This window comes from Paenibacillus sp. PK1-4R (assembly GCF_030369595.1).
Lineage (GTDB): Bacteria > Bacillota > Bacilli > Paenibacillales > Paenibacillaceae > Paenibacillus.
In genome coordinates this window covers 3,493,996-3,516,361 of record NZ_CP126535.1, presented here as the reverse complement: position 1 = coordinate 3,516,361, position 22,366 = coordinate 3,493,996, and the positions used below count along the sequence as shown (strand labels likewise).

Sequence of the window (22,366 nt, the reverse complement as noted above, 5' to 3'; positions counted from 1 at the left end):
TTCATTATTTAGAAGCTAGAGATATAGAGACTAGAAGCTAATTGACAGGACCCAGATTAATCAAGCTGACCTCGGATAATGAGACGGTTGTGTTGCCATCTTGCACACCATCAATGTTACCCAGATCAAATGAAATTCGAGTATTCGCATAACTGGCTTCTGTTGCATCAAATGTAAAACTGAACTCCTGTTCTTCTGGAGTCAAATCAACTCGTGCCCCAAAGAAACCATGCCATTCATAGTTGGCAGCTGCGTCGACCCATCCAATTCCCAATCCCACTTTTCTGGACTTCTCCGCTTTGGCTTTAAACGTCAATTTGTATTCAAAACCTTGCTGTATGCCAAATCCTTCATTGATGACTTGACGATCCCATGCATTCTGTCCTGCATGACCAATCTTGGCATGAAGCTGTTGATTGCTAACTTGCATCTCAAGGTCCGCTGCATTACCGTCCGCATGGGTAAACCAGCCTTCCTTACCTTTGGAGAAGTCTCCATTGGAAATAAGATTAACATGAGCTGGTTGCCCTCCTTGATCTGCATTCGGATTAACTTCATATAACTGAATGTTATGGATGTTAATCGCGTGTTCACCTGTAGATAGTGGATATCCTAATCCAAATGCAAGCATAGCTGCCGAATCTAAGGTATCTCCCATGGTGAAGGTATAACTATACGACTTTTGATCTGCGGTTAATTCCACTTCTTCTTCAAAATACTTCACAAAATCCCCTGCATTCTGAGAAAGAACCGCTTGCATGGATTTAGGACTTGAAGCAGATGCCTCGAAGGTAAGTCGGTATGATTTATTTGCATCCAGTTTGATCTGATCTTGTTGCAACAAAGCATCCCACCAATGTTCACTTGTACCTGGCAAGTTGATCGTTAATCCTTCGCCCTCGTCATGTGAAGCTGTCAGATGATCAGGAATCAGCTCCCAATGATTCAGATCCGTTGCAAGCTGGCTGTTCTGAACTTTGTTTCGTGAAATATCCACCCAGCGTGTATTATAATCTGCTCCTTCAAAATTCACATAATAGGATTTGCCTGCTGCCAAGTTGACCCCTGGGAAATACACGGTTTTGTATGTTTGCCATCCCCCCGTGTCTCCCAGACTCAGTTCGGATTGAGCAACGATTGTCCCTTGTTCATCCTGAATACTGAACCGTACCTCGGAATCACTTTTCCCACTAGCCATTCGGGCAGACAGAACATATTCTCCCTCTTGGGCTACATCGATTTTATATTGCAGCAGATCTCCCTGATCCATGTAACTGACATGTTTTCCACCTTCTGCGGAGTCCTCCAGTTGTAAGCCCTGCATCTCCCAGGCTTCGGTTGCAGGAACATGTGCGTAGCCATTCACAGAAAGAGGTTTTCCGCGTTTTGTCAGTCGAACATTGTCTACATATACCTTACCTTCTGAACTGCCGAATAACAGTTGTAGCTCGGACTGGGCTATGGAGGTCCCATCTCCAATAACAATCTCTCCAGTATATGTCTTCATTTCTTGGCCCAAGGAAAGGTTTTTCCCCTGATGAATCTGCACGGAATGTCCATTGCTGCTGACCAGATCAATATCCATACTTCGCGGAGTATCTGCCTTGGCTTCTAAGGAGAAGCCGTACGTTGTATTCGCTTCCAGCTTCAACTCCGGCTGGTTCACAGACACCTGCTGTGGCTCACCATTCGTTTGAGTAACATCAACAACGAGTTGGCGTTCCATAATTGGGAATTTCAAAAAGTTGTTTACGCTGATCTGAGCCTTTGCACCTTCTTGAATGCTGCTTGACCAGAATCCCAGACGTTCTTTACCTTGATCAAACGTTCCATTGTAAATGAAGTTCCCATCAGGTAACGCGTTGCGTTCAACCGTTAGCGGATCAGCCTCACCCACCTCGATCAGCCTGACATTGGCAAACCAAACGCTTGTATCATCCAGCCCCAGATTGAATTCAAATCTGGCATTGTTATCCGATCCATCCCGCATATTGAAGGTATAGTCATAGGATTGCCAATCTGGCGTGAGTGCAAAGGTGTTATCACCCGAATAATTGGTCCAACTTTTTTCAAATTGGTTCAGTTTGGACATGATTGTACGGTTAGCAGATGCTTTCGCATCAAATTGTATCTTGTACTTTTTGTTTTTCTTGATGTACATCGGCATCTGAGTCAGTTGAACCGAGTAGTTTTCAGTACCCGATGCATCAATGGTAACTTCTGCTGCTTTCCCTTTCTGCTCATCCGTTACAACTTTGACACTGCCAGCTCCATCAGCATTTGTAATGAATTTCCACTGAAGAGGCACTCCATTGTCTGCAGACCCTTCCGAAAAACGATCATTGTAGATTTGATTGCCATCGGCTTGTGGTTCCCGCTGTTGCGCAGGCTCGATGGGATTTGTTGTTACATCAGGCCATGTGTCTAGATTTTTGTAAGAATATACACGCACAAAATCAACATTCATCTTTTCGGAAGTGAAGTTGCTTTCAGGTGAGCCCGGCCAGTCTCCTCCAACCGCCAGATTCAGAATCAGATAGAATGGACGATCAAATGGTGCAGGGAACGTATAATACTCGGGTTGGCCCGCGGCCTTCGTTTGCCAGTTGGTCACTTCATGATGCAGTTTACCGTCTACATAGAAACGAATCATACCCGGCAACCATTCCACCTGGAAATCATGATAATCGTCAGCAAACGTTTCTCCCTCCGGAAGAGTAAGGCTTCCCTGATCATGTCCATGGGAACCATCAGGCTTCACACTATCATAATGCAATGTGCTATATACCTTGTCATTGCTCTCATTGCCACCAATGAGCTCCATAATATCGATCTCTCCAGATGCCGGCCATCCTCCATAATGCGCTTCATCGGTTGGCATCATCCAGATAGCAGGCCACATGCCCTTTTCAATAGGAAGCTTCGCACGTACAACGACTTTACCGTAAGTCCAGTCACCTTTTCCCATGGAGATCAGTTTGCCTGAGCTGTAATCTTTACCGTTTTTCTCTCCTTTTTTCGCTTCAATCTGCAGTACACTTCGATTCTGATCTTTCGTAATCCGAGTGTTGTCCGGGCTGTAATATTGCAACTCATTATTATAAACCAGACCCGTATCCTGCACGGTCCATTTGGAAGCATCAATTGCAGGCCCATTGAACTCATCATTCCAGACCAGTTCCCATTGATCATGCGGAATCGTTGTAGCAGGAACCGGTTTTTCACCCGCAGGATTGCTTGGTGTCGATGGGTTCGATGGTGTCTGCCCGTCTGGAGAAGATGGTGTGGGTGTGCTTGTCACATTTGTTGAACCATCAGGCTGTGACGATGCAGGTTGCTGAACTTCCCCTGTCATGGATGTACGCAGACCTTGTTTTGCTTTCTCTCCATTAATAACAACATCATTCGCATCAACACTTAATTGTTGGATCGTACCTTTGCTATCCACTCGGGTCTGGTTCGCACCTGCGAGAATATTCATGGTATCAATCAGACTATTGGAGGAGATCTCCAGAATGGATTTCTGCTTTACATGCATCTCCTGAATGTTACTTTCTTCTGTGATGGCAACTCTGACGGGTTCCCCACGTTTGTCAACGACTACTCGATTCAGCTTGGAGTTGCTAATGTTGATGGAATGGCTTCCTCCGCCTTTAATGATGACACTTCCTGTAACAGTTACGCCCTGAAGAACAACAGTCCCCTCGCCAATGCCTTCTGCCAGCAGCAGATTTCCGTTGATAACGGTATTTTTCAGCGTGACATCTGTCGAGTTAACAATGAAGTTGCCATCCACCCGGGACTCGTATACACCAGGAGCGTTTTTCACATCTGCAATCATCGCTGACAGTAACTCTGCCGTCTCTGCTCGTGTAATCGGGGCTTTGGGATTTAATTTACCTTGGAAGCCTTTGATGATGTTCTCGTTCACTAGATAGGTAAGCGCTTTCTTAGAATAACTGGAAATATCATCAGCATCCTGAAAGTTCAATGGTTCACTATCTTCGTTCGCAGTCGTAGAAAGTTGAAAAGCTCGATCCACCATAACCGCTGCATCTTGCCGGCTAATCGGTTGTTTCGGTGACAGATGTTCACGGTCTGTGCCTTCAATAATGCCCGAACCATGGGCCCGAACCATCACATCCTGGTACCAATCGTCTGAAGACAGATCAGCAAAAGAAGCCGTTTCCGTATTACCGGTGAAACCAAACGCCCGATCCAGAATCATAACGAATTCAGCTCGGCTAATGACCTGATTGGGCTTAAATGTGCCGTCCGTATAACCTTTCAATAGATTCAAGTCCTGCATATGTGTAACTGCGGATTGTGACCAATGCCCGGTAAGGTCATTATAGGGAAAAGAGGAGTGCAGGCTTTTCGCCTGCACATTTCCTACCTCCGCTTGACCCTGTACACTTTCTGCTCCAGCAGTTGCTGGATAAACGAGAGAAGCCATTAAACTCCATGCCACCATACATGCCAGTCCTTTTCTCATCCTTCTTCCTCCCTCAGCTCAGTTATCCTTGCATTGCATAGCCTATTCCTTGACTGCTCCAATAACGATCCCCTTAACGAAGAAACGTTGTAAAAAAGGGTATACCATCAGGATCGGAAGCGCGCCGATAAAGATCTGTGCTGCGCGTACGGTTCGCTGCGAGATATTCTCCAACATGGAAGGATCGACGTTGATTTTGCTGAGATCTTGCTGAACGATAATGGTCTGTAACAGAGAAGCAAGTGGATAATTTTTAATATCAGACATATAGATCATGCCGTCGAACCAGGAGTTCCACTGATACACCATCGTAAATAAGGACAAGGTTGCGATCGCTGGAAGCGACAGTGGTACGTAGACCAGAATCAACGTTTTGATATGACCTGCTCCATCCAAATAGGCGGCTTCTTCAAGCTCTTTGGGCAGACCACGGAAGAAGTTCATCATGAGAATAACGTTCCACACGGACAGTGCTCCAGGCAGAATAAGTGCCCAGATAGTATTCATCAAGCCTAGCTTCTGGATCAGAATGTAACTTGGAATCAAACCGCCACTGAACAATATGGTGAAAACAAAGAACCATGTATACAACGAACGACCTTTAAAACTGATATCTTCTTTCGATAACGGAAATGCGGTTATGAGCATGATGACCATACCAATGATCGTTGCAATTACAGTCCGTTTAAGTGATACGATCAAGGAGTTGATGAAGTTTGAATTCCCGAATGTTTTCACATATGCGTCCGTTGTGAACCCGATAGGCCAGAAGGTAACCAGGTTTGATGATGCTGGCGCCATACTGCTGAATGAAACAGCCAATATATGAATAATTGGTAAAATGCAGAGTATCGATAATATCCCAAGAAAAGTATAGTTAGCGATGCTGAATATGCGGTATCCTTTTGTTTTATAATACAAGCCCTTTTCTCCTCTCTAGAAAACTCGATAATTGGCCAGTTTGTAAGCCATTCTGTACGATATAACAATCAAAATGGTAGCTACCACTGATTTGAATAACCCCACTGCTGTGGCGAAGCTCATCTTCCCGTTCAGAATCCCGAGTCGATATACAAAGGTGTCAATGATGTCGCCTTTGTCATACACAAGTGGATTGTACAAGTTGAATACCTGATCAAAACCGGCGTTCAGGATATTGCCGATAGAGAGTGTCATCAGTACGATTGTAATCGGCATTAATGCCGGAATCGTAATGTGCAGCGTCTGTTTAAACCGGTTGGCCCCATCCACCTCGGCAGCCTCGTAAAGTGCAGGATTAATTCCTGAGAGAGAAGCCAGAAATACGATCGTACCAAAACCAAATTCTTTCCACACATCACTGAGGATCAGCGTTATTCGGAACCATGTACCGTCTCCCAGGAAGAAGATCGGTTCTCCTCCAAAGGCTACGACAAGCTGGTTGACCATGCCGCCCTGAGGAGACAGGATATCGAGCAGAATCCCCCCGAGAATAACCCATGATAGGAAATGCGGTAAATACACAAGCGTTTGACTCACTCTCTTGAATGCCGTCAAGCGCACTTCATTGAGCAAAATGGCAAACAGGAATGGAGCGAACAGACCTGCGATGATTTTGAAAAATGCAATGACCAGCGTATTCCAGATCACCTGACCTACGTCCGGATATAAAAATAAATATCGAAAATTATCCCAACCAACCCATTTGGATTCAGAAAATCCCAAGTATGGCTTAAAATCCTGAAAAGCAATTACAATGCCGCCCATCGGTATGTACTGAAACACCAGTGCCAGCAATACGGCTGGAACGAGCATCATATGCAAGGTCCAGTTCCGTTGCATATTCCAGCGCTGTTTAACCCTGGTGGAGCGCCGTTTATGCGGCGTTTCTAACGTATGTTCCTTCACTCCTGCATCCCCCATGTTCTAAATTTTGTATTTTACAAGTCATCGTGAACTTGTATATTAAAATTATAGCAATGGAAATTTGTGATCTATATCCTAATATTGCAACAACGATATCAATATTTTAATAAGATTAAGGAGGTTGGACTTTGTTCACACGCTTGAATGTCTTTACCAAAATTACTCTGTTGTTTGTGATGCTGCTTATTCTGGTGCTGTTTCTCTATACATACTCGAACCGGGAAAGCGTGCGTGTTATCGAACACGAGATTCAGAACAATACGATGAATCACCTCTCAACATTTGCTGATTCAGTAGAATCCAACATTTACCAATTGTCGTTGTATGGGATGTCTATTGGGCAAGATTCGAGTATTCAGGAGTATCAACGCCCCGACTACAAGGACATTCCCTATGAACGTGTGAAAGTTGGAAGTGCTATTCTGGAAAAGATGAATCTGTACAACGCAGCAAGCAAATGGCATTCGACCATCACACTATACTTCCCAAGGATGCAAAAAGTGATATCAACGGATTATTATGCTTACATTCCGTACAGGGATGATGAGTTTAAGGAGCCTCTCTCCCAATCCTGGACCTATGCCGACAATCAATTTATCTGGTACACTACCGATCCAACGACAGCGATGGCGAGACCTGGAAAAGCCAGATTGATTACCAAAATCAGTTTTCCAGTTCATCACTTAACTGCACTTCTTAATCAAAACAAATTAAATAATAAAGGTGACCCGTTCATGTTCCATCCCGATTATGGATTAATCAGCAATAGTTCTGGAAAGGAAACCTTGAACGCGATCCTGCCTTCCCTGAAAGAAGCAAAACTGCAGGCCAGCGGTGGATTCAGTACAACGTTGAACAAAACGGAATATTATGTCTCCTATATTCAATCCAAGAGCCTCGGCTGGTATTATGTTGACTATGTGCCTATGCAGCAAATTTTGAAACCGATTACGAGCAGCCGGAATCTCTTTTACGCTTCAATTGCCGTTCTGATCGTGATGAGCGTTGTTGTATTATATACACTCTACCGAAGTGTGCAGCTTCCACTCTTACAGTTAGTGAAAGGGACGAATCGCTTGTCCACCGGGGACTTTTCCGTTCGGCTTCATCATTCTGCACGCAATGAGTTCAGCCTGTTATTTGCACGTTTCAACATCATGGCTCAACGAATTCAAGAACTAATTGAGAATGTATATGAGGAGAAATTACGAAGTCGGGAAGCCACACTCAAACAGTTACAATCGCAGATTAATCCGCATTTTCTATATAACTGTCTGTTCTATATCAAGAACATGGCCCGAATGAAAAATGAAAAGGCCGTGGTAGCCATGGCACTGAATCTGGGAGAGTATTACCGATACATAACCAGGTCCGAAAAGGATCAAGCCACGCTTCGTGAAGAACTGACGATGGTCAAAAATTATTTGGAAATCCAGTCACTTCGTCTGGAACGAATGCATTTTACAATCGACGTGCCCCATGATATTTTAGATAAAACAGTTCCCAGACTAACCCTTCAGCCTATTATTGAGAACGCTATTATTCATGGTCTGGAGCCCAAATCGGTGGATGGTGAGATTAAAATCTATGCGGACTGCGAGGATGATGTGTACACGATTATCGTGGAGGACAGCGGGCTTGGCATGTCTGAGAAACAGCTTGATCATCTGAGGGATAATCTTCTTAAACCGCTGGATGAGAATATGGGATGTGGTACATGGAATGTCCATCAGCGTTTGTCTTTTCTGTACGGTGAAGGATCTGGACTATCCTATGAACAGTCTTCAATGGGTGGAATTAAAGTTAACATCACATGGCACGACAATACAGACAAGTAGGTGAACGACCCATGCTGCAAATATTACTAGTTGACGATGAACGTTCCGTCGTGGAAACGCTGGCAGAGACCATTCCGTGGGAAAGCTGCGGGATCGGTACAGTTCATGAAGCCTTATCCGGTGCAGTAGCGCTGGAAATTATGGACAACCACGATATTGACATTGTAATTACGGATATACGTATGCCCGAAATGTCAGGCATTGCACTAATTACAGCGATTCATGAAAAGTGGCCGCATGTGCAGACAATTCTTTTATCAGGTCATGCCGACTTTGAATATGCGAAACAGGCCATTGCACAGGAAAGCTTTGATTACTTGCTGAAACCTGTTAGTGATGAAGATCTCATCGAATCCGTGCAACGTCTTGTTCATCGAATTAAAGAAAAGTGGGAAACAGCAGCATCTCATCAAAGAGCCTTACACGCCTTTCAGGATCATCTGCCATTGCTTCAATCCACGATGCTGCATGAGTTGCTGACTGGAAAAGTCTATGATCAGAAGACGCTGGCAGACAAGCTTGATCTGCTGGAGCTTCCCTACTCCGTAGGAGAAGATCTCGGCATGCTGATTATTCGTATGGAGAAACATCTATCCGATATGGCACACGGCGACCTTGCTTTAATGGAATATGCGATATGTAATATCATAAGTGAAGTGATGCATAATCATTTTCATATCTGGCACACACGAGACGTGCATGATTACATTGTTGTTCTGGTAAGCATGAAACATTCCACAACGATGAGTTACAGCAGGAGTGAGACGCCTCAGACATTGCTTGAGCAGTATGCTGCCCAGATTCAAACCAATGTTCAGTTATACCTGAAAGGTGCAATCTCCATTTCCGTCTCCAGTTGGGGCAAGTTCCCCCACGAAATTGGAGAACTCTATGAGCGAACGGTCATGTCCATGCGTAAACGGATGGGTCAGGTGCAAGGTTTGTTTGTCACCGCTTCCGATGAAACAGATGCCAATCCTCTACATACGATCAGGTCGCTGTATCAGCCACCAACGTTGATTAGCCTGCTCGAAGCTGGTCGCTTTGAGGATGTCGAACAGAAAATCAAGCACATTTTTGAGGAACTGCTGCATTCCAATGAACATCATGATATTGCGGAGTCAACCTTCGAGGTGTATTTTGCTATTGCGGGTGCGTTTGCGTACATCATTCATAAAAATGGCAAACAAATCTCTTCTTTGATTCCAGCAGAGTCTTATCGTTACTTTCAAGCTCCCAGCTATTCCACTGCTCAGCAGCTACAGGACTGGTCCATGCGTACACTTCATTACATACGAGATGATGCTGAACAAGAGCTTAGAGACAATCACAGCACCATTGTGCGCAGCGTCAAAAGTTTCGTCGACCTTCATCTGGCTGGTGATGTATCACTGCCTGCAATTGCTGACCATGTGCATCTGCATCCAGTGTATTTGTCCAAGGTATACAAGGCGGAGACGGGTGAAGCACTTACTGCCTATGTGTACCGATTAAGAATGGAGAAAGCAGCCTATCATTTGCGAACATCAACCGCCAAAGTGTTTGAGATTGCAGAACTTGTCGGTTACAACAATACCGCATATTTCATTCGAGTCTTCAAGAAATTTTATGATCTTACTCCGCAAGAATATCGGGAAAATCTGCCGGTTTAAGAGAGTACTCAGGCCAGTCTTGACGTTCTGGTAATCTTCTCCGGTTTCCTCTTCTCCATATCAAATACAAAAAGGCATTGCCGGAGATCTTCTCCTGCAATGCCTTTTTGGTGCTTATGTGGCCGCGATGAATCAATTCAGCCAGCCCTGCGTCATCCTATTTTCCGATTTTCACGGAATCATACCACTCGTTAACTTCTTTTGTAATCTGATCTCCACCTGAAGACTTCCACTTTTCAACAAATGAGTCGAATGCATCAACAGAGGTTTTGCCATATACAATTTGAGAGAAGGTATCCTTCTCCATCTTTGTTAAAATGTCATTGTTCATCTGCATCGTCATTGAAGGTGCACCAGTAAACATTTGATTGAACACGATATCCTTTTGATCCAATACAATCTTGGCTGCATCAAGCATAGGTGTCGGTACACCTGATTTGATTTTTTTCTCAAATGGCGTTGTTGGTTCTTCACCACTTGCCAGCTTCGCGAGTGTTGTCATACTCAGATTCGGAATTCGCGCTCCATCAAAAGTCAAAGTGTACTTCTCGGGAGCATAACCGCCCGTAAGACTTGCATCGGTTGATGGTTTCCCATCTACCATAACCCAATCGTATCCTTCCGCAAATCCATGCTCAAACTCATCGCCCTCTTTAGGATTCGCATAGTGATCAAAGAGATAGTTCTGATAGGTGAAAAAGGCTTCCGGATTTTTCATGTCTTTGTTAATCAGAACTACGCCGTTTCCGTTCGACGTACCATGTCTTCCTGCTTGACCGTTTGGACCGGAAGGAATGGGATACGCCTTGTATTCAGCCTCAGGATTGTTTTTCTTCACATCCTCCAGCGGCCAGGATGGCATCCAGTGAGGACCTACCACAATACCTGCTTTTCCGGCAGTAAATTCTTCAGCTGCTTTTGTCTCGTCATACACACCAGCTTCTTCCGGGATATAACCTTTGCTCATCCAGCTCTGTAATTTGGCCAAAGCCTGTTTTGCACCAGGTGTAACGGAACCGTATTCAAGTTTTCCGTCTGCCGTCAGATTCCATTGGTTTGGCATTGTACCATAAGCGCCAAATACCCATCCAGCTTCCGACATCCATGTGTTCAGCCAGTTCTTAAAGCCAATGGTGAGTCCGTAGGTATCTTGTTTCCCATTGCCATCCGGATCTTGATTCGTAAACGTTTCCATAATGACTTCAAGATCATCTATAGTTTTAGGTGCTTCCAGATTGAATTTCTTCATCCAGTCTTCACGGATCCACATGACAGGATCACCATTATAGGAATAGTCCAGAATCGGAATACCGATCTTTTTGCCATCTTGCATGTATGGATACCATACGGAAGGATCTTCGTTTACGGCTGCTTTCCATGTGTCGCTGGCATATTTGTCAAACAACTCACCCGCATCGACAAATTTTCCAGACTCAATCAATTCACGCACCAGATTGAATTCGCCGCGATACGAAATAATGTCCGGCATGTCCGCATTGGAAGCAAGTGACAGGCGCAGTTTCGTCTCAAACGCATTATTGGTAGAAGGAGATATCCACTGGTTTTTCAACTCAATCCCGAGTTTCTCCTTGGCCCATTTTGTATGGACGTTGTTATCCTGATCCTCGCCTGGCTTAAATTTCACGTCTGGACCCCATGGTCGTAAATACGTAATGGATACTGGTGGATCATACTTTCCATCTTTGAGCTCCAACGTTGTCGCTGGTGTACTCGATTCTGTTTTCTTGTCGCTCCCGTTACTACACCCACTCAAGGCTGCAGATAGGGCCAATACACCGATCATGACCAAACTGCCTACTCGTCTCTTTTTACTTGTGTCCAACTTCGTTCCCCCAGTCTATGTAATGTTGCTTACAGGTTAATCATAATGAATGTTTGATATTTATGCCCATACTAATATTGCAACATTTATTGCATTAATTTAGGATATTGGATATTGAATACATATATTGAATAAATACAATACCAGAATATAGAAAAAAGCAGCCGCTAACGGCTGCTTCAGTCTGCTTAATTACTCGTATATTTGACCCAATCGTACTCTGCATAGAGCGGATTGGCCCCGTTATAAGGACCGAGCCAGCTATCTACTCCTGTTCCATTCCAGAGGTTCATCATGATTTTTCCGGGTGTTTTAGGAATATTGCTGGTTGCCGTGTGTTTCAGTACACCATCAACATACCATTTGATATGTCCGGGCTGCCAATCAAATGCATACGTATGGAAACCTTGGGATGCATCAAAACCTAGATTGATAATCTTCTCATGATTACCAACTCCATTGGTGTAATAATTAAACTGCACTTTGGTTGTGTCTTTTCCTAAAAATTCGATATCAATCTCATCCCATTGGGTGCCATGTGCAGGGCCTGTGTATGTGAAAAATGAGGAAACTACACCTGTGTTCTTGGCAGGTTTCATACTGACTTCATACAAGCCGTACCCATACGTATTTGTGGTACGATACTCTCCGCAATCAAACTTGTTCTGTGCAGAGCTGGTCAAACCAAGCTTAAGCTTACCGTCACTTGTGAAATTAACATTGTTAGCCCTCCACGTACAGTTAAACATGCTCCCATTGGAATAACCATCCGCTTTTTGCCACGTACTTGCGTTAAAATAGGTTAGAGGTTCCCAGAACACATAACCCGCGAAAGCGCTTACTGAAAAAAACAAAGAGACGACACCAGTCACCACCAACGTATACCAAGACTTTCTCTTCATCATACACCTCCATGAATAATTCCAACATGTACAAGCAGTATAATAATAGATAGCGCTTACATGGTTGGTATTTCCATTTTATCTGGAAGCAGAGTGGTACACTATAGCAAACTTTAAAGCAGAGATATTCATTTTTTAAGATTCTCGTTTCCGTATCTCATTATGACACGTAAAAACTATGCTACTTTCATACAGGTAAGATTGATTGAATGAAGCGCCTGCCCTTCAGCATAGAAGGAATCAGGCGCTCCATGAAAACCATTTTTACATCTATCTCAACATGTTGTTAATTTATTCACCCTAAAAGTGTTTTATTTCGCACCAGCTCGTACCAGAATTTCTTCAATTTCTTCAAAGCCTTTATTCTTCGCATGACTGAGCGGTGATACGCCATCACGATCCGGTATGTTCACGTCTGCTCCGTGATCAATGAGTAATTGTATCGTCTCCTGCTGCTTAGTATTGCCATCGTTAAGAATGATGGCTTCGAGTAGTGCTGTCCATCCCAATTGATTCACATGGTCCACATCCACCGAAGTTTGAGTCAGTAATTCTTGCACTACATCCACATATCCATGCTCCGAAGCTGGAATAAGTGCCGTCCCTCCATATCGATTCGTTATCGCTGGGTCCGCTCCCGCCTCAATTGTCAGCTTCAAAATATCCAAGTATCCTTCAGCGCCAGCATACAGAAACGGGGTATTTTGCATATCGTCCTGTATATTCACATCTGCCCCCGCTTCAATTAACACTTTAGCCGATGTTAGATCATTATTGTAAGTTGCAATCATTGTAGCGGTTCGTCCACTCTGATCTTGAGCATTGATATTGGCACCTGCTTGAATCATTTGTTCGATGCGTTCAGTATCGCTGTCCTCTACTGCCTTGAACAGCTGTTCATCTGCTGAAGTCATGGCCATTTCCTCCACGTTAGAGTCATTTCTCATTTCAGGCACGCAGCCTTGGACGATCAACATACTGCTTATCAGGACAACGATGATCAGCGATTTACTCATACTGCCTCCCTTACTCCAGTGTCACGGTGACCGAAGAAGCGACACTCCAATCGCCAACTGGGTTTATTGTATACGTAGTACCCGGAGTTAACTTCCCATCATTTGTTAGGTCGAATACACCCGTCGCACCTTTTCGACTTGAATATTTATAAGTGGCCGTCAGAACATCCCCGCTAGGTGAAGTTAACGTTACACTTCGACCAGAGAACAGTTCATCCCCAGGGTCCTGGTCAAGCGTAACTTCAATGGAGGTTTCGCTCACTGCTTGAGCACTTGCAACCACCAACGAATCAAACGATTTCGCTGTAAATGAAGCATTTTCTAGGTTCGCCCAATCCGAAGTAACCGTATATGTGACACCTGATTTCAACGTTTGACCCTCAGGCAAACGGAACTTCGGTTCTTGTTTACCATCTGTGGATTGTGTGAACGGAACATATCTGGCAACGATAGGCTCGCCACCTTCTGGCGTAATTACAACTTGTCTTGCTTGCATGGAAGAGATGATTTGATACGTTTTGCCTCCTGCTTGCTCTTGATCATTCAGCACAAATGCATTAGCTCCTCGACCTCCGCTGTAAGCCGAAATGATATAACCATAATCCACTACACCGTTCACTTGCAGTGCTTCAATCTCGAATGTATCATTCGTTACTTGACTAGCCGTTGTCATGTTTATTTTCGTGCCACTGCCTTCAAAGGAATCAGCGTCTTGCCCTTTGTAAGTCAGGTTGTACACTTCACCAGCATCTTGTACGGACGTTGGAACGATGTAAGTCGCAATCGACCCTGTTTTCAAACGGGGCATATTGGTTAACGTCAATCCGCCACTAAACGCAAAGTCCGTTTGTGCCTTGGCAAAAGCTTCATTCGCTGCTGTCAGCGGTTTGTCAAAAGTTACAATTAACGTAATGGCATTCAGTGATCTAACGCTCTTGATTTGAGCTTGCTCCGAAGGAATAGCTTGGTGTGCGGTTTGTAACAACACTGCTGTTTCGCCACGCGTTGCTGAACCGTTCTCGGAGTAGAACACGCTCATCCAATGGTGAACGGACTTTACATCACGTTGCATTGCTTTAGATACGACTTGTTCGAGTTCAGCATCCGACACTTGAGTCTGCGGATTGAATTGTCCATCGTTAGCTTGCATGATGCCGAGTTCAACAAGCTTTGACGCATATGGCGCATACCATGCATTGGGATTTACATCCGTTAATTCTACGGTTTCTCCCGTCTTGCTCTCCAAATTAAATGTTTTGAAAACCAATGAAGCTAACTCCGCACGGGTAATTGCTCGATGTTCACCCATAGATTGATCTGCATATCCGTTCATGATCCCCAAGCTATTCAGATCCTTGATAGCAGCTTCAATCTGTTGTTGGGTAAGCTGTGTGGTTGTTGCCGCAATGTTAGTAACGTATGTAGCTGCATGTACTTGATTCGCAGTTAGCGGGAACACTGCTGTACCTAATGCAGTTATGGTTAAAAAAGTAGCGATTTTGCGGGTTGTAGAATTCATAGTTGAATTCCTCCTCTATAGGTTGTAGTTGCCTGTATCTATAGAATAGAGGACAAAAAGAAACTCCCAAGGACAAAGTTATTAACAAAATATAAACTGGCTCTAAATTTTCACGAAACTTATGCAGTAAACCGGTAGCCTGCGCCCCAGACGGTCTCAATATACTCCGGATTTTTGGGGTCTGTCTCCAGCTTCCCACGCAGTTTGCGAATATGGACGGTTACCGTTGCAATGTCTCCGGTGGAATCCATGCCCCAGATCCGCTCGAACAGATCAGATTTGCTGAATACACGATTGGGATGACTCGCAAGAAATACAAGTAACTCGAATTCCTTGGTTGTAATCGCCACCTCTTCTCCATTAACAAAAACGCGGCGTGATCCTTTATCAATGTGAAGCCCGCGAATGTGGATTTCATCCTGCTCAGCTGGTTTGTTTTTGCCAAGTAGTCTCTCGTATCGGGTCAAATGAGCCTTTGCTCGTGCAACTAATTCACTTGGGCTGAACGGTTTTGTAATAAAGTCATCAACTCCCAGATTAAATGTCCTGATCTTATCGATTTCTTCCTTTTTCGCGGAAACGACAAGGATGGGCACCTCCTTCACCTCGCGAATGCGCCTGCAACATTCGAAGCCGTCGAGTCCCGGTAGCATCAGATCAACAATGATCAGATTATAGTCCCCCTCCAGTGCCTGTTTCAGGCCTTCATCTCCAGTATGGCAGAGATCCACAGAAAATCCGTTGAGCTCAAAATAATCCCGTTCCAGTTCCGCGATCGTTGTTTCATCTTCAATGATCAAAATGTTTGCCATTACTCATTAGTCCCTCTCTTCATTCAGCCGTTTCAGCTTGATATATATGCTCGTGCCATCATTGGGCTGGCTTTCTGCCCAGATGAAGCCCTCATGTCCATCAATGATTTGGCGGGCTATTGCCAGTCCAAGTCCACTTCCGCCCGTTGAGGAATTGCGGGATTGTTCTGCACGATAAAAGCGTTCAAATATATAAGGCAGTGCCTCTTCGGGTATTCCCCTGCCATTATCTTTAAAGCCCATTGTAATCCATTTCTCATCAGCTTGAAGTGTAATCTCGAACCGTTTGTGTTCATTCTCCATGTATTTGAGTGCATTATCCACCACATTAACAACGGTACGTTTTAACTTCTCCGGATCCACAGCAGCCATGGCGGGACCAGATACCTGGTTAATCCAATCCAGGGCAACACCTTTATCCTCCAGATCATATCTCAGCTCTTCGATGCTATCTTCAAGGAAATCGGCGAGATCAACTGTCTTGAACAGGAAAGGTTCTTGGTTCAAGTCGAGCTTGGAATACAAAAACAGTTCATCCACCAGCTTATCCATGCTAACTGCTTTGGAGTGAATGATATTAACGTAACTCTCCATTTTCTCCGGAGTATTAGCCACTCCGTCACGAATACCCTCAATATACCCTTTGATATTGGTAATCGGCGTACGGAGATCATGCGAAATGTTGGAGATGAGCTCTTTGCGATTCACTTCGTCCTGCTCTCGTAATGCATAGGAGAGCTGTAATTGATTCCGCATGCTCTCAAACGCTTCGCTGAGTTGACCAACCTCGTCATTGGAGTTTAGCTGAAGCTTAAAGGATAGATTGCCATCTTTAATATGTTCGGCTGAACTTCGTAGTTGATTCAATGGCTTAATGAAGCTGCGCGTGATCCAGCGGAACAAGAGTAGATTTGCAATGATGAGGACGCCAATAAGCAGGAATGACATCACAGGTAGCAGTTTGCGAGTAAGCTCCGCAAAGGGGCTTCTCTCGCGAATGACAAAGATACTCCCTCGTTCCCCGTCTGAATACTGAAAATCAAATTTTGCATACGCGTAAAATCGCTCACCAATATTGAAGGTGCTCCGAATCTGGTAATTGTTAAGATCATAGGCAGGAAGTGCTTGCTTCAGCTCTGGCTGGTTGAAGGTCAGCGATTCGAAGATCTGGCTATTCTCCCGTCTGACGTAGAGCCCTGACTTCTCAGCTCGAAGCTTCATATCATATTCACGCAGCAAAACCTTGTTCTGCAGGTCGTCCGGGTCATTTTTGGCCAGGAACTTCATCTCTTGAAAGATCGATTCTCCCTGTTCAGTCAGGGGGTTGATCTGATAATGTACCTTGTATATATCACGGAAACTCTGTAGATCCCCTGTGGCCGCAATCGTATACAGACTTGCCGTAAGCAGGATGAACAGTAGACTTATAACGAGCATGCCCGTGAAAGACAGCAGCATTTTTATTCGAATTGACATGGGTTCCCCTTCTCAAGCAAGCAATTGGATTAGTTAGTGCACATGTTAACACAAGATGGATTCTATTGCCCATATGTAAAAAAGAGCTTTCTTTATCATTATATATGTTGACAGTGATAATCGTTATCAATAATGTTGGAGTAAGGTGCACAACGATTTATCTTAGAATGACCGGCAAACACTTTTGAAATGAGGTACGTAATGTGAAAGTAGACGTTAATCAGTTAGCAGCGCATTTTGCACACATTCCTTTTCAAGTAGAAGGCGTATATCGATATGCTAGAAATCCAGGGGTTCCCCCGGCTGACTATACCGATTCTTTTCCTGGATTTGTATTTCCTCTTACAGGAAAAATACAATTTCAATTTGATGGTACGCCCTATATCTTTTCACCAGGAAAAGTTGTACATGGGGGCGCGAAAATGAAACTGGATCAAACCGTGTTTCATAGAACGGACTGGGAATACATCCTCGTTTTATACCGGATATGTAGTTCGGACCTCGAAGAGACAAGCTTTTCCCATCAGCATTTTGAATTATCAACGGGTCAGTCCCCACGTCTGATCGAATTAATCACGCGTCTTTGGCATGTGTATAATCAGCGTGGAGGTATTTCAAAGTTTCAGACCGAGATGCTGTTTCGCGATGTACTGAATGAGACTTTAATATGTGTTGATCATAGGCAAAATAGTGGTGAATCAGATGTTTTATTCGAACGGGTCTCTACCTATATCCAAGAATACTATGATCAAAGTCTGACTGTCGCATCGCTTGCAGAACAAAATAACGTTAATCGAAATCGACTTTCCTACGTGTTTAGAAGACATGCGGGTATGGGTCCGGCAGAATATGTATTGAAATATCGTATAAACATGGCACAGCAAATGTTATTGGCAAGTGATGCGTCTGTACAACAGATTGCTGAGACCGTTGGCATTACTGACCCCTTTTATTTTAGCAGAGTGTTTAAGAAACAATGTGGTATTTCTCCTACGGAGTATCGTCTGAAGTTCATCAATAATCCATCCTGATTTCAATAGGCATCCATGTTATACAAAATCTTAGATCAGTATACTGAACATATAGGATTAATACACAGGAGGAATGACGATGCACTATCAAGCTATTCAATTGAATGAGGAATTTGCGAAATTAAACGATCTTTGGTCTCCCAAACTTAAAATGAATGACTATCATTTTAAGATCGTTAAGATTGCTGGAGATTTTGAGTGGCATGTTCATGAGGAGACCGATAAGTTATTTTTTGTGCTCGAAGGGGAAATGATAATTGATTTTCGTGATGGGCAAGTGAAGATTTCCAAGGGTGAGATGTATATTGTCCCTAAAGGAGTCGAGATCAAGCCTTCCGCCGAAAAGGAATGTCATATCATGTTGATGGAACCTGGAAGCGAAGTAAACCCTGACGGGACTAAGGCCGAATAAGCGTCAGTTATTGGAACCAGGATGTCAATTTGCAATATCAGAGTCAGAGAGCCGATAACCGCGTAATAGGGTTATCGGCTCTGCGTCTGTACGGCTAGTTCTTTGACATGCATTAATTTACATATATTAATCAGTAGTCTCTCGGTTATGTCACTTGTTGCTGGTCTTCCTGATCAATTCCACACCATCGTATGCCAGGCTTTCCACACTTGCTGCCTTCTGCAGTATGTAATGATCAAAAAAGTTCTTCGCATAGTCTGTAACAATATTTCGCATCTCCATAGCATCCCGTTCACCTCTGAGTTCCTCATTAACACTTGTAAACACGATGTCACAGTAATCCAAATGTGCAACACGATCAACTGAGAAATAACAGGTCTCCATGCTATTGTTAGCGCCAATAATCGCATTCATATTATAGTTAGGTTCACAAAACAGTAGCAAGAAGGGTTTCTTAAGATCGCTGTCAAGAAGTCCAAACGCACCGCTATCCAAGCCAATCCCGCAGGCGAACCGGTCGTCATCCCGGCAAACCATCGCCGTCGTAGGCCCTCCATAAGAATGTCCGACTATACCCATGCCGATGTCAAGCAGCAATCTGCCCTTAAAGATGGAATTCAGCTCTCCAGAGTCCAGTTTGTAAAGATAATCGGCTACATACCTTACATCTTCTGCCTGTGATTCACTATACTCTGTTATCTTGGAAAGTATCGGTAGTGCAAGCACGTTACGGCACATCTCAATGGCAGTTTCATCGTCAGGCCGCATCTCCATCTTACCAGCCAACGCCAGCATCTCCGGATCTTCACCAAACGCTGTAATGACATCCGAAAAATCCTTGGATACATTAAACAGGCGCCCATCTTTACGTTTATACATCGTGCTATTCTGATGGCCGATGCTTACCACAACATACCCCATGCTTGCCAAGTCTGTACAGAGCACTGTACCCCATTCTGGAGAACCGCCTCCACCGCAAACATAGAATAACACTGGATAGCGCTTTTCCTTCCCGGAGAGAGCAAGGTCGTCGTAACACTGGGTCTTGATATCTATAGAGAAAACATCCTTCAACGCAGTGACAAGTGGCTGCTCATTAAACATCTCGTAGACTTCAGGAAACATGTACGTTGATGTAGTTTTACCTTCGCTACTGTCAGACGGATAATACACAAAAGCGGTCAGTTCTCTTTTGGAGTAATCTGATGCCGTGTACTCAAAATCCATCTGGGTTCGACCGACAGTATAGCCGCCAATTGGTTCTGGAAATACGTCATAGGTTTTCATTTTCTTTCCCCCTTGAGATCGTTAACCATTTCAGAATATTTATGATCTTCAAGCAGTCCATGGCCCATAAATTCAGCAAAGTATTTGCTGATCTTATGTTGCAGCTTAGAGTCCTTAATATCGAATTCTCTAAAAAACAAGATTAAATTAAGCTGCATTGACTCAAACATAAAAGAAATCAGGTCGTCGTCAACATCCGGTCGGAGATATCCATCAACCCTCATTCGGCGTAAAATGTCCTTGATCATGGGGAATGACTCGCCCTTTAACACATTCACATATACTTTAAGCAAAATGTCCTCAGGAATATATGAAAATGTTTTAGTCAATTTGATTTCCAACTCATTCAGCGGCTCGGTCACCATGCCATTAACGTTACCAAATAAGCCAGTGAGGAAATAGCTGTAAAGGGAATCTTCATTACTGTTACTAAAATATGCAGCTCTTTTCTGGGTCACATTACGTATTAATTGACAATAAAGGTCATCTTTGTCTTCAAAATATCGATAAAATGTTCCGGGGTGCATGGACAAACTATCCAAAACCATCTTCATAGTTATATCCTCGTAAAGGTTATTAACAAAAAGATGCATAGCGCTATTCGATATTTCCTCGCGCCTTGCTTCATCTAAACGAAAGAAAGAATTTTTTGGCATAGATTACTCCTTAATGTGAAGTGTGAAGTGTGAACTGATTCACACTATACTGATAATAAATTCACAAGTCAAGTCGTATTAATATAGAGTGTTCAGAAACTCATAAAATGATTTATGTGAAATACCCGCCGTTATATTAAGTGTTGCATGTATTCATAGACTCCATTTTCACTATCATTCAGCGGACTGACCGGGAACAGCTTGGAACAAGAAGTGGGTCCCTGATAACAAAAAAAGCCGCTAAAATAGCGACTTTTAATGGTACTCATTTATAACCCGAGATCATCAGCGAGTCCTTCAACTCCTGTGAAGATGGAATCCCCGTAACCCCAGAAGTTGTTGAAATCGATAATGTAGATTTTTTTGTTTTTAACTGCGTTAATGTTTTGTACCTGTTTGTTGGCAAGCAGCTTTTCAATCGTCTGCTCAGGATCAATGCCACCTGCATACCTCGAAATAATCATTGCATCCGGATTAATCTCGATTAACTTCTCCAGACTGAGTGTGCCAGTTTCATTAATAAGCATATTATGCATATTGATTAATGACATTGCACTTTCAATAAACGTATCACCATTTCCGTTGTAGATTCCAATAGTTCCATCACCATTATCCGAAAATGATGCATAGTTAATCGTTTCAGAGCTAGCTCGGGCCGACAAGGCATTCTCGCGTGCTTTAAGCGTCTCAATATATGCCGCTGCATTGGCTTGTACGTTGAATATCTCACCTAATTCAGTAATATCCTGATACAGACTATCTAACGATGCATCAGGAACACTGGTGCTTTGTACGTACGTTTTAATCCCCATATCATTCAAGCTGCTTACTGTACCAACACCCCAGTCCGCATCCTCAAACAATCCACCACGCCCTACAACCAGGTCAGGCGTAGCCCCTATCGTCACTTCCTTACCTACATAGCCTTCAGCAAGCACAGGAATTTGTTTAAACTCGTCAGCAATATCTTCAGGTACACTACCAAACAACGCAGCTACACCTACAAGTTTGTCTGTCAAACCAAGGCGAATCATCAGCTCGGCTGCACCTTGGGTATTGGCAACTACTCGTTCAGGTGCCTTGTCAAACGTTTGATCCTTCTTCACCCATGTGCCGTTCTCTGTTGTATAATTTGAAACGGTTACCGGGTAAGTTGTTTCAGCAGGTGCAGAAGCGTCTGCATCGGTTTGTTCCCCATTTGTTGCTGCATTCGTGGCGCTGCTCTCCGCAGCTTGTTGTGAGTTGCCATTTGCATCTTCGCTGCCACCATTGTTACTTGAACACGCTGCGAGCACCAGGATCATTGCAGTAATTAAACAAAGAAACATCCCTTTTTTAACGGATACCAACATGTAAATAATCTCTCCCTTTTGAATTCTATCTTGTCGTTTAGACCAATATGTAAAATAACTATTGTCAGTATACAGTAAATGTCGAAGCATGTAAATGAGAACAATAATCAATATCATTCGTCTGATGAATTAAAAGAGACCCTCATATGGTGCCTCTTATTTTGGGCTCA

Annotated in this window: 16 protein-coding genes; 4 read left to right on the top strand and 12 right to left on the bottom strand. The window is 43.7% G+C overall.

Features of this window, described 5'->3' with window-relative positions:
• Window positions 1-37 precede the first annotated feature (37 nt).
• Genes QNO02_RS15285 through QNO02_RS15275 form a run of 3 tightly spaced genes read right to left on the bottom strand, consistent with a single transcriptional unit; the run spans window position 38 to window position 6,382 of the window.
• Window positions 38-4,495 (bottom strand): carbohydrate binding domain-containing protein, encoded by a 4,458-nt coding sequence (locus QNO02_RS15285; RefSeq protein WP_289389158.1) that lies wholly within the window; start codon window positions 4,493-4,495, stop codon window positions 38-40.
• A gap of 42 nt (window positions 4,496-4,537) precedes the next feature.
• The gene (locus tag QNO02_RS15280) at window positions 4,538-5,416 is read right to left on the bottom strand and encodes a carbohydrate ABC transporter permease (protein ID WP_076210648.1); all 879 of its coding nucleotides are present in this window, start codon (window positions 5,414-5,416) and stop codon (window positions 4,538-4,540) included.
• A gap of 15 nt (window positions 5,417-5,431) precedes the next feature.
• Window positions 5,432-6,382, bottom strand: coding sequence for an ABC transporter permease (locus QNO02_RS15275; RefSeq protein ID WP_091018939.1), 951 nt, complete (start codon window positions 6,380-6,382; stop codon window positions 5,432-5,434).
• Between the two features lie 146 nt (window positions 6,383-6,528).
• Between QNO02_RS15275 and QNO02_RS15270 the strand changes: the two genes are divergently transcribed.
• Both QNO02_RS15270 and QNO02_RS15265 read left to right on the top strand, forming a co-directional pair.
• Window positions 6,529-8,238 (top strand): sensor histidine kinase, encoded by a 1,710-nt coding sequence (locus QNO02_RS15270; protein ID WP_289389156.1) that lies wholly within the window; start codon window positions 6,529-6,531, stop codon window positions 8,236-8,238.
• Window positions 8,239-8,249: 11 nt separating this feature from the next.
• Window positions 8,250-9,890 (top strand): response regulator, encoded by a 1,641-nt coding sequence (locus tag QNO02_RS15265; RefSeq protein WP_289389154.1) that lies wholly within the window; start codon window positions 8,250-8,252, stop codon window positions 9,888-9,890.
• 157 nt (window positions 9,891-10,047) lie between these two features.
• Here QNO02_RS15265 and QNO02_RS15260 read toward each other — a convergent pair whose 3' ends face one another.
• The 6 genes from QNO02_RS15260 to QNO02_RS15235 form a co-directional block, all read right to left on the bottom strand.
• Window positions 10,048-11,694: an extracellular solute-binding protein gene (locus tag QNO02_RS15260; RefSeq protein ID WP_502921884.1), complete on the bottom strand. Its 1,647-nt coding sequence runs from the start codon at window positions 11,692-11,694 to the stop codon at window positions 10,048-10,050.
• A gap of 227 nt (window positions 11,695-11,921) precedes the next feature.
• On the bottom strand, window positions 11,922-12,635 hold the full coding sequence (gene bglS, locus QNO02_RS15255) for a beta-glucanase (RefSeq protein ID WP_289392791.1): 714 nt from the start codon (window positions 12,633-12,635) through the stop codon (window positions 11,922-11,924).
• A gap of 311 nt (window positions 12,636-12,946) precedes the next feature.
• Entirely contained in the window at window positions 12,947-13,651 is a 705-nt protein-coding gene (locus QNO02_RS15250; protein ID WP_289389152.1) for an ankyrin repeat domain-containing protein, read from the bottom strand.
• Window positions 13,652-13,661: 10 nt separating this feature from the next.
• Window positions 13,662-15,170, bottom strand: coding sequence for an S-layer homology domain-containing protein (locus tag QNO02_RS15245; RefSeq protein ID WP_289389151.1), 1,509 nt, complete (start codon window positions 15,168-15,170; stop codon window positions 13,662-13,664).
• Window positions 15,171-15,289: 119 nt separating this feature from the next.
• Window positions 15,290-15,982: a response regulator transcription factor gene (locus QNO02_RS15240; RefSeq protein ID WP_047843050.1), complete on the bottom strand. Its 693-nt coding sequence runs from the start codon at window positions 15,980-15,982 to the stop codon at window positions 15,290-15,292.
• 6 nt (window positions 15,983-15,988) lie between these two features.
• Window positions 15,989-17,458, bottom strand: a complete 1,470-nt coding sequence (locus tag QNO02_RS15235) for a sensor histidine kinase (protein WP_289389150.1) — start codon at window positions 17,456-17,458, stop codon at window positions 15,989-15,991.
• A gap of 203 nt (window positions 17,459-17,661) precedes the next feature.
• Between QNO02_RS15235 and QNO02_RS15230 the strand changes: the two genes are divergently transcribed.
• Window positions 17,662-18,489: a helix-turn-helix domain-containing protein gene (locus QNO02_RS15230; RefSeq protein WP_289389149.1), complete on the top strand. Its 828-nt coding sequence runs from the start codon at window positions 17,662-17,664 to the stop codon at window positions 18,487-18,489.
• A gap of 79 nt (window positions 18,490-18,568) precedes the next feature.
• Window positions 18,569-18,901 (top strand): cupin domain-containing protein, encoded by a 333-nt coding sequence (locus QNO02_RS15225; protein WP_289389148.1) that lies wholly within the window; start codon window positions 18,569-18,571, stop codon window positions 18,899-18,901.
• Between the two features lie 150 nt (window positions 18,902-19,051).
• Here the strand turns inward: QNO02_RS15225 and QNO02_RS15220 are convergent, their stop codons facing one another.
• The 3 genes from QNO02_RS15220 to QNO02_RS15210 form a co-directional block, all read right to left on the bottom strand.
• Entirely contained in the window at window positions 19,052-20,188 is a 1,137-nt protein-coding gene (locus QNO02_RS15220) for an alpha/beta hydrolase (RefSeq protein WP_289389147.1), read from the bottom strand.
• Window positions 20,185-20,844, bottom strand: coding sequence for a TetR/AcrR family transcriptional regulator (locus QNO02_RS15215; RefSeq protein ID WP_289389146.1), 660 nt, complete (start codon window positions 20,842-20,844; stop codon window positions 20,185-20,187). Before QNO02_RS15215 ends, QNO02_RS15220 begins: the two co-directional genes overlap by 4 nt.
• A gap of 269 nt (window positions 20,845-21,113) precedes the next feature.
• Window positions 21,114-22,196 carry an ABC transporter substrate-binding protein gene (locus tag QNO02_RS15210; RefSeq protein ID WP_289389145.1) on the bottom strand — a complete coding sequence of 361 codons (1,083 nt, stop codon included), beginning with the start codon at window positions 22,194-22,196 and terminating at the stop codon, window positions 21,114-21,116.
• Window positions 22,197-22,366: the final 170 nt, after the last annotated feature.